The following is an 8,519-nucleotide window of genomic DNA, read 5'->3' on the forward strand; positions in this document are numbered from 1 at the left end:
CCGCGACGGTGGCCTAACAATTCATTCAAGCCGACACCGCTTCGCGGTGCGGCTTAATTCAGGCGTTAGCAGCGCTTGCGAGGGAATTGGATGCGGACAAATTACGTGCTCATTGACTATGAGAATGTGCAGCCTTCTGCACTTTCTGTCCTTGAGAAAGAACATTTCAAGGTCATTGTCTTTGTCGGAGCTAATCAGGCCAAAGTTGCCTTTGACGTGGCGGCACAGCTTCAACGGCTAGGCCCGAGCGCCAGCTACGTCAAGATTTCAGGCAATGGGCCAAATGCTCTGGACTTCCATATTGCTTACTACATCGGCCACCTGGCCGCCACAGAACCAGACGCATACTTCCACATCATTTCAAAAGACACAGGCTTTGACCCTCTCATTACGCATCTAAAGTCCAAAAAAATCTTCGCGTGTCGTTCCAAAGACATCGGCGACATGCCTATAGTCAAAGCGGCCAACTCCAAGACTCTCCCTGAAAAGCTTGCCGTGATTGTCACCAACCTCAAGCAACGTGGTGCGGCCAAGCCCCGTACAGTCAAGACACTTTCCAGCACCATCAGCTCACTGTTCCAGAAAGCACTCGCAGAGGATGAACTTGCCGCTATTCTTAAGCACATGGAGCAGCAAGGCTTTGTCACCGTCACTGGCACAAAAGTCGGCTATTCACTTCCGGAGTAGCGCTGCTAACAATTCATTCAAGCCGACGCCGCTTCGCGGCGCGGCTTAATTCAAGCGTTAGGCATAAGGGGGAGATTTGTGGCGCCTGAATTGATCTTTGGAGCCGCCGTGGCGGCTGTCGTGGTTCTGGCCGTAATTGCGAAGCTCCTGCCAAAGCGTCAGCCACCCTCGTCCGTCTTCAAGTGTTCGCGCTGTGGCACGGCCGCCCGACACAACAATCGCACCGCGGAGGCGTGGCGCAACGGCAAAACCAAGTTTTTCTGCCAAGCCTGCCATGCCAAGTGGTTCCAGTCTCGTCCGCCGCAGGAGCGAGAGTCATACACCCGGCACAGTACATCGGGCGGCAATTCCGGCTGCTTGGGCGTTGTAGTACTGTTTGCCTTGTTGCCGTTAGGCGGTTGGCTGCTCTGCGCTTATGCCTAACAATTCATTCAAGCCGACGCCGCTTCGCGGCGCGGCTTAATTCAGGCGTTAGGCCCCGGAACCATCTCTCATGCACGCTGAAATAGAAGACTGGAACAACGGGTGGTATGGGTTGCGACTCAGCTTGCGACCCTCCGAAATCGCACGTCTGATTGAGTTGCTCCAAGATCTGCAGCAAGATCATGGGCAGCACTTTCATATCTCATCCGACTACGCGGGAGAGTCTGGTATTGGAGACATCGAGATCTCGGTTTCTGCTGAGAGCGAGCAAGACAACATGCGACTCAGCGGCCTTGCAATCGCGCCGGGCGCGGACAGGTCAGAATCCGGGACCTAACAATTCATTCAAGCCGACGCCGCTTCGCGGCGCGGCTTAATTCAGGCGTTAGGCCCATGTTGACTAAGACGACAGAACCAAGGGTATGCCGTGCCTGCACCCGCATTATAGGGAGTGGCACCGTAATCTCACTGGTAAGAGATAAACACCCATATCACACGTTCTGCTCACCACTGCCAGAAGATGCTTCATACAAGCATCGCCCGTTACCACCTCCGGATCGCTCTGCAGAGCCTCTTAAAACTGATGCAGAAACAACGCCGGATGTGTCAAGCCCATCCGCATGGCAGCGTTTGATCCCCCATGCCATTGTTGGCTTGCTGCTTCTATTTGCACTTTTTCCTGACAATGAGATCGGCTACTACCGCGTCATGCGGTGGATTGTGTGTGCGGCATTCACCTATATGGCCGTAGCCGCTCACTTCCAAAAAAGAGAATCTTGGGTCTGGATTTGGGGAGTGGCTGCTGGCATCTACAATCCAATCATTCCTGTAGAGGCGTCTAGAGAAATATGGTCCGTAGTTAACTTGGCTTCCATTGGCCTGATCGCATTTGATGGCATTGGTGGAGCAAGGACGATTGGTTGCGCCACCCGTGCAACTGGGCGTTTTGCTCGCACTGCACTGCATTTCATTCTTCGCTTGGCGTTAGCGATTATCATGATCGTTGTATTGCTTCTAGCATTCAACTTCGTGATAACTCACCTGGCCTAACAATTCATTCAAGCCGACACCGCTTCGCGGCGCGGCTTAATTCAGGTGTTAGGTGCCATGAAAGACAATCGCAAACTGGCTAGGACAACCGTCGTTCTTTTGGTTGCCGCTCTTTCTGGCTGTTCCGAAGGTACTTCTTCGCACGCTACGCAACAGGTCAAAGTCTTCAGTTCCGAGACGGAGGTGGCACATGACGGATCCGTCAATCACTCGCCTGTTGTTCCTATTGTTACTTTGGATCGTGGAGCTAAGGTCAGGGTCCTAGATGACACTTATGGCAAGGACTATTGGGCTTGCTACGTTCGCACCGCCAATGGACAAAAAGGGTGGGTGCTTTGCACGTCGCTTGACTACAAGCGGTCGGCTGGCACCTAACCATTCATTCAAGCCGAACGGGCTTCGCCCGTCGGCTTAATTCAAGCGTTAGGTGCGCAGATTGTTCCAGCGGCTCTTTGACATTCCAATCTACTATCGCAGCCCGGAAGAGTTGCGCAGCAATAGACGCTGGCGCTGGTTCTACTTCAATGAGACGGTCGGGTTCATTTGGCTAGAGCCAAGGCCAGATGTAATTCGCGCTGAGTACTGTTTCATTCGGCAGCGTCCAACTCGTGTACTAGTTCGCAGGGAGTTTGAGCCTCGCGGAAAGCTCTTCCAAGTGTCTTGCCGCAGCCGCACAAACACCGAGATCTTCTCCCGTCTTTCATCGGCGCTAGAGGAATTTCAAGTCAGTGGTTTCTTGGCAAAGTTCTGGATCGACCTTGGTGCATTCAATCTTGTCGGCCCGTCGATAGACTGGCAGCATCACGTCCATGGCAAGCGCGCCTAACAATTCATTCAAGCCGAACCCGCTTCGCGGGTCGGCTTAATTCAGGCGTTAGGCCGCAATGAAAATTGAGGAGGATTCGTGAATAAAGAACAAGCTGAGGCAGCCACTGAAGCCTTGCTGCAACCCAGCCGCAAGGAGCAGTCGGAGTTCGCGCGCCGCGCACAGACAAAGTCGGTTTACCTCCAAAGCCGCGAGCGAAAAGTGTGGGGGCTATTCGCACTGATCGGCCTAGTCACAGGCGCTATTTTAGGCCATTTTGCATTCGGGCAAATAGGCGGCGGAGCCATCTTGGGATTCGCAGTGGGTAGCACCGTCGGCGCATTGCTGCGCGGATTCGTGCGGCGTCGGTCTGCGCCCTAACAATTCATTCAAGCCGACGCCACTTCGTGGCGCGGCCTAATTCAGGCGTTAGGCCCCACGAACAAACAAGGATGCTTCCGGCATGAGCTTGTCGTTTCACATCAACTTCAATGGCCAGTGCGAGGAGGCGTTTAGCTTCTACGCTGAGAACCTCGGCGGAAAGATTGGAACCATGCTTAGGGTCAAGGACTCGCCAATTCCCGCCTCTTCTGAGTCACACGGGCAGACGATTGTTCACGCAAACATCTGCATAGATGGGGTTGAGTTGGCCGGCGCAGACGTGGAACCGGACAGGTACGAGAGCCCAAAGGGCTTTTGTGTACTGCTTGGTGTTGATTCAGAAGATAAGGTCAGGTCGCACTTCAACGCATTACAGGTGGGCGGCTCCGTTGTACTCGCACCGCAGCGCACATTCTTTTCACCATGTTATGCAATCGTAGTTGATCGCTTTGGCGTCCCGTGGAAGATCAACTGTGGGGCCTAACAATTCATTCAAGCCGACGCCGCTTCGCGACGCGGCTTAATTCAGGCGTTAGGTGCCTATGATCTGCCTTCGCGCAAACTTGATAGCTGGAGATGCTCACGATCGGTTTGCTGCCGGAACCTCAGTTGCAGCGCTCCTGTTCGTGCGTGCTGACAGTTTGGAGGCTGCGGAGTATTTTGCCGCTCAGGAGTTGTCCGGGCGCGGCTGGTCCAAGATGGAGACTGAGCGTTCAAAGGAAGTTACGGACTACTCGCAGTTCGAGCACCAAGGCGATGTAGTGGGTCAGGCCTTCAAAGATGCAACGGAGTCTGGCTTTGGGGTAGTCATCTATCCCGAGCCAGGCACCTAACAATTCATTCAAGCCGACGCCGTCCTCGGTGCCGTTGTGGGCTGCCGCATCTGGAGCGATACTCCGCTCGACAGGTCGCGGCCGGCGCGGCTTAACTCAAGCGTTAGGCCTCAAATCAGACATCTACGCAACCGCACACAATAGGAAAAGCATGAAGCCATCCTCATCGGCAACTTTATCCAACATAGTCGTTGCGGCGCTTTGCTTCTCATTGCCGTCCTGCGGAAGCTCAAGCTCCGAACCGCCGGCTGTTGAGCATAGTGAAGAGGCCCCTGTTATTGATCTGTCAGAGATAGTCGGGATAAAGATCGGAGGGGAAAAAATGCACCAGAGTGTGAAAAGACTTATCACTCAACAACAGGCGTTTCGTACGCATCTTTTCCAAAGAATGCGCCTTGCTGGAAATATCCACTTTTTGGAGAAAAGTATAAGGAGTCGATGAAGAATAGAAATTCATTCGACAAGTTCCCGTCACCGTTAGAGAACGGCACAAGATTGGACTTTGATCTCGTGTATGAGGAGATGCCTTCTGGCGTCTACCCGAACGCATCAATCACAATAATTGACGGAAAAATCGAAGGAATTGATCTCAACACGCGAGCGAGCGATCAAGAGCAAATAAACAAGCTCCTCATACAGAAGTACGGAGCGCCTACAAATTCAAGCATAGGAGCCCTTCAAAATAGGTTTGGCGCAAAATATTCTAGAATTGAGTCAAGCTGGGTTATGCCAAGAATGTCTGTGTATTTCTATGGCATCTCATCCAATCCTGATGAAGGATACATATCTGCCGTATCTCCCAAGTTGATCGGGTGGTTAAACACTGAAAAAAGCAAGGCAGAGAAATCATTCTAGCTTCGTAAAGACAGAGGGGTACGAGTTGGTGCCAAACAATTCATTCGGACTGAATCCGCTTCGCGGGTCGGATTAATTCAAACGTTAGGCCTACAGAAGCAATGATCACCACTTTGACCGGCCTGCTGACATTCTTTTTAGGCTTGTTGCTAGGCAACTGGCTATCCATTGGGCGCGACAAGCGAAAGGAGTTTAATGATGCTGTTGCGCCGATACGTAGCTGGCTTCTCATGCAGCGAGACGAGCTATCGCCGTATAACAAGAGCCCCTCCCGTGACGAAATTGATCTCTTTATCCACTACCTAAGGCCGTGGCAAAGATCGTCGTTTCGTCGAGACTTGGATAAGCATCGTGCCACTTGCCAAAATTCCATGTATCAAGATAGTGCTGGACAGGCTTGGTATAAGAGCGACGTACCAGAGCTGCATCAAGAGTTGGCCACCCTGCTTAAGTACACTGACCGCAGGTAGGCCTAACAATTCATTCAAGCCGACGCCGCTTCGCGGCGCGGCTTAATTCAGGCGTTAGGCGGCTATGAAAGATTGGCTAGTACCTGCTCTTCTCTTCGTGATGCTCTTACCAGCGCTCAATCTGGTGGCTCGAACAATCACGAGCTCAACTGGTCGCAGTCGGGTTGTAAGAGGGCCGTGGGGGTTGGTTGCTCCACTAGGGGCCGGCGCTGCCGTACTTGTCGTAGGGGCGCTTCTGGAGCCACCCCTTCCCTGGCTCGCATTCACAGCAGGCATTGCAACAGGAGCCTTGGGATTGGTCGTGCAATTCTTTGCAGGGCGGCGCGCCGCCTAACAATTCATTCAAGCCGACGCCGCTTCGCGGCGCGGCTTAATTCAGGCGTTAGAGCGCACAATAAATGGCACAAGCACTCAAGCCAATGCTTCCCTACGTTCTTGCCCACCTTCTCCAGGTGCATGCCTCGGAGTGGGCGCAAGTATCGAGAGGTCTTGCCTCATATGTTGTGCGGCGTGGCAAGGGGGCTACAGTGATCCTTCGCAGCCCAAAGCTTGGCAGCGAGCGATTGGTTTCAGCCCGTGTGCTGGTAAAAGCGCCATCGGATAAGGCTGGATGGCAGGATCTTCGCGCACAGCTTCTCAAGACAGACCCACTTGGCTCAGCGCTTCATCGCTACCTCTTTGTTCCAGAGGCTTCACTTGGTGAGGCGGTTGCAGCAATGAAGCGCAGTCCCGTGCAAGTGCGGTCTAACAATTCATTCAAGCCGACATTGCTTCGCAATGCGGCTTAATTCAAGCGTTAGGCCGCATTGGGAGAGTGCAGTGGCTGATGCATCAACAATCGCAGCATTCCTTGGTGGCCTTGGCGCCGGGTCTGTCGTCACTGCACTCTTGCAACATCATTTGTCTCGCCGTGCACAGCAGGACGATACGCTTCGTAAAGACCGAAGCGAGGTATATGCCGGGCTGTTACAGGCTTTGGAGTCACTTGAAGTGACTGACTCGGTGGAGAACAAGAAGCGCTTTGGCATGGGCTGCTCGCGCTCAAGTTATTGGTTCTTCCGAGGTAATTGAAGCAATAGCGGCAATGCGCCTCACACCACCAAACTCCAGCCAGCGTGACACCGCGCTGGCGTCCTTGCTGCAATGCATGCGCTCTGACCTTCATCCGTCGTAGCATGCGGCCTAACAATTCATTCAAGCCGATGCCGCTTCGCGGCACGGCTTAATTCAGGCGTTAGGGCGCACAAGAGATGTCATTGGTCTTCCCGATTTCCATTCTGGCCTTCGCCTGCGTCACCGCGTTCTACCTGTACGCGTTCTTTCGCTTCTATGGCATCGTCAAGTCCGAGAGGCCTGATTGGCTGCAGGTTCGGGGCTCCCTGAGCTTCTTCTATGACGGCCTTTCTCGTGCCGGCGATCCAAACGTCCAGATGGAGTTGTTGCGCATTGCCTTTGGGTCTCGGGCAGGCCAGCTTCGGACACCCATGGCTGCTTCGTACGCCAAGCGCATCCGGTACTTGTTGCCAGTCGGTCTCGTGCTTTTTGTCGTAGGCTTGGTCGGGGCGCTAGCAAGTGCGCCCTAACAATTCATTCAAGCCGAACGGGCTTCGCCCGTCGGCTTAATTCAGGCGTTAGGCATCGCAATGAAGTTTCTCGCGACCATTCTTCTTGTCGTCGGAGCGCTGATAGTGTTCAGCGCCCCCATCGTCGAATGGAAATACATTCAAGTACAGTCAGCTTTCCCTGACGAAGCATCGGGCCGGGTGCACCAGCGCGTGGTGCGTGGCGGTTCTGTTGTTTATCTAACCCGCGCTGAGTACTGGCTGCACGAGGGGCAATTGGTGGTGGGCATTCTGGTGCTGGCTGCGGGTGGGCTGCTTCACAAGCGCGCTAAGCGAAGTACGGTGGCCGATGCCTAACAATTCATTCAAGCCGACGCCGCTTCGCGGCGCGGCTTAATTCAGGCGTTAGGTGCCATGGACACAGATCGCAAGCCCGAAGATTCAATCACTCAAGTTGAGTCATTGGGTATGTTCAACACGTACTCCGTGGAGGTGCGGTCAAAGATTGATGGCTTGGTAAAGCAGGTCTTGTTCACTAGCGCAGGCGTTCAAGCCATCACTATTGGCGCGTTCTTGTCGGGCAGCCCACCTCAACTCCCCGTCAATGCCATCTACCTGCTCAAGTGTGGCTGGCTCGCTCTGTCCATTAGCATCGTGCTTTCTCTTTGCTTCATGCTTGGCCAAGTTCTCGCAATGGTTGCGGTCGGATTTCGCTTCAAAAGCAAGCTAGAGAGCGGCCGTAAAGGCGCGGAGTTGCTGGTAGCTCCGTTGCCAATGCGGATCTTCAATTGGGTCGTTGGGCTTGGAGCTTTTGTTTCGTGCGCTTTCGGCTCAATGGCGCTCTCGCTTGCTGCAATGCGCCTCGTAGGTGGCCTGGGTGGCACCTAACAATTCATTCAAGCCGAACCCGCTTCGCGGGTCGGCTTAATTCAGGCGTTAGGTGCCTATGATCTGCCTTCGCGCAAACTTGATAGCTGGAGATGCTCACGATCGGTTTGCTGCCGGAACCTCGGTTGCAGCGCTCCTGTTCGTGCGTGCTGACAGTTTGGAGGCTGCGGAGGATTTTGCCGTTCAGGAGTTGTCCGGGCGCGGCTGGTCCAAGATGGGGACTGAGCGTTCAAAGGAAATTACGGACTACTCGCAGTTCGAGCACCAAGACGATGTAGTGGGTCAGGCCTTCAAAGATGCAACGGAGTCTGGCTTTGGGGTAGTCATCTATCCCGAGCCAGGCACCTAACAATTCATTCAAGCCGACGCCGTCCTCGGTGCCGTTGTGGGCTGCCGCATCTGGAGCGATACTCCGCTCGACAGGTCGCGGCCGGCGCGGCTTAACTCAAGTGTTAGGTCCTTTATGCTAGTTAGTCGTCCCTGAAAAACCCATCCCACGCATGAGGTATAGCCGTTTCCGCGCATTTCCTGCGTGCCGGCACTCCCCGTTTTCGCTACGCTGAGC

General features: G+C 54.0%; 9 protein-coding genes. All 9 read left to right on the plus strand.

All coding sequences use genetic code 11. The annotated features are described in order from the left end of the window. The first annotated feature begins 105 nt into the window (after nucleotides 1-105). The 9 genes from HNR76_RS14070 to HNR76_RS14110 all read left to right on the plus strand — a co-directional run bounded on the left by HNR76_RS14070 (nucleotide 106) and on the right by HNR76_RS14110 (nucleotide 7,954). Nucleotides 106-687 (plus strand): PIN domain-containing protein, encoded by a 582-nt coding sequence (locus HNR76_RS14070; RefSeq protein WP_211373189.1) that lies wholly within the window; start codon nucleotides 106-108, stop codon nucleotides 685-687. A gap of 816 nt (nucleotides 688-1,503) precedes the next feature. Then, nucleotides 1,504-2,160: a DUF6804 family protein gene (locus tag HNR76_RS14075; protein WP_162311977.1), complete on the plus strand. Its 657-nt coding sequence runs from the start codon at nucleotides 1,504-1,506 to the stop codon at nucleotides 2,158-2,160. A gap of 1,268 nt (nucleotides 2,161-3,428) precedes the next feature. Then, nucleotides 3,429-3,830: a VOC family protein gene (locus tag HNR76_RS14080; protein ID WP_162311976.1), complete on the plus strand. Its 402-nt coding sequence runs from the start codon at nucleotides 3,429-3,431 to the stop codon at nucleotides 3,828-3,830. Between the two features lie 787 nt (nucleotides 3,831-4,617). Then, nucleotides 4,618-5,034, plus strand: a complete 417-nt coding sequence (locus HNR76_RS14085; RefSeq protein WP_162311975.1) for a hypothetical protein — start codon at nucleotides 4,618-4,620, stop codon at nucleotides 5,032-5,034. A 101-nt stretch (nucleotides 5,035-5,135) separates the two neighbouring features. Continuing rightward, nucleotides 5,136-5,504: a hypothetical protein gene (locus tag HNR76_RS14090; protein ID WP_162311974.1), complete on the plus strand. Its 369-nt coding sequence runs from the start codon at nucleotides 5,136-5,138 to the stop codon at nucleotides 5,502-5,504. Nucleotides 5,505-6,323: 819 nt separating this feature from the next. Beyond that, the gene (locus tag HNR76_RS14095; protein ID WP_162311973.1) at nucleotides 6,324-6,575 is read left to right on the plus strand and encodes a hypothetical protein; all 252 of its coding nucleotides are present in this window, start codon (nucleotides 6,324-6,326) and stop codon (nucleotides 6,573-6,575) included. A gap of 179 nt (nucleotides 6,576-6,754) precedes the next feature. Beyond that, nucleotides 6,755-7,087, plus strand: coding sequence for a hypothetical protein (locus HNR76_RS14100; RefSeq protein WP_162311972.1), 333 nt, complete (start codon nucleotides 6,755-6,757; stop codon nucleotides 7,085-7,087). A gap of 60 nt (nucleotides 7,088-7,147) precedes the next feature. After that, a complete protein-coding gene (locus HNR76_RS14105) occupies nucleotides 7,148-7,423 on the plus strand; it encodes a hypothetical protein (RefSeq protein ID WP_162311971.1) in 276 nt (91 codons plus the stop codon). A 57-nt stretch (nucleotides 7,424-7,480) separates the two neighbouring features. After that, complete coding sequence (locus HNR76_RS14110; protein ID WP_162311970.1) at nucleotides 7,481-7,954, plus strand: hypothetical protein; 474 nt, start codon at nucleotides 7,481-7,483, stop codon at nucleotides 7,952-7,954. Nucleotides 7,955-8,519: the final 565 nt, after the last annotated feature.

This window comes from Pseudoxanthomonas broegbernensis (assembly GCF_014202435.1).
GTDB classification, from domain to species: Bacteria; Pseudomonadota; Gammaproteobacteria; order Xanthomonadales; family Xanthomonadaceae; genus Pseudoxanthomonas; species Pseudoxanthomonas broegbernensis.

Coding starts and splice junctions, on each gene's coding strand:
- HNR76_RS14075 (WP_162311977.1), top strand. CDS start 1,504: ATGTTGACTAAGACGACAGAACCAAGGGTATGCCGTGCCTGCACCCGC.
- HNR76_RS14080 (WP_162311976.1), top strand. CDS start 3,429: ATGAGCTTGTCGTTTCACATCAACTTCAATGGCCAGTGCGAGGAGGCG.
- HNR76_RS14085 (WP_162311975.1), top strand. CDS start 4,618: ATGAAGAATAGAAATTCATTCGACAAGTTCCCGTCACCGTTAGAGAAC.
- HNR76_RS14090 (WP_162311974.1), top strand. CDS start 5,136: ATGATCACCACTTTGACCGGCCTGCTGACATTCTTTTTAGGCTTGTTG.
- HNR76_RS14100 (WP_162311972.1), top strand. CDS start 6,755: ATGTCATTGGTCTTCCCGATTTCCATTCTGGCCTTCGCCTGCGTCACC.
- HNR76_RS14105 (WP_162311971.1), top strand. CDS start 7,148: ATGAAGTTTCTCGCGACCATTCTTCTTGTCGTCGGAGCGCTGATAGTG.
- HNR76_RS14110 (WP_162311970.1), top strand. CDS start 7,481: ATGGACACAGATCGCAAGCCCGAAGATTCAATCACTCAAGTTGAGTCA.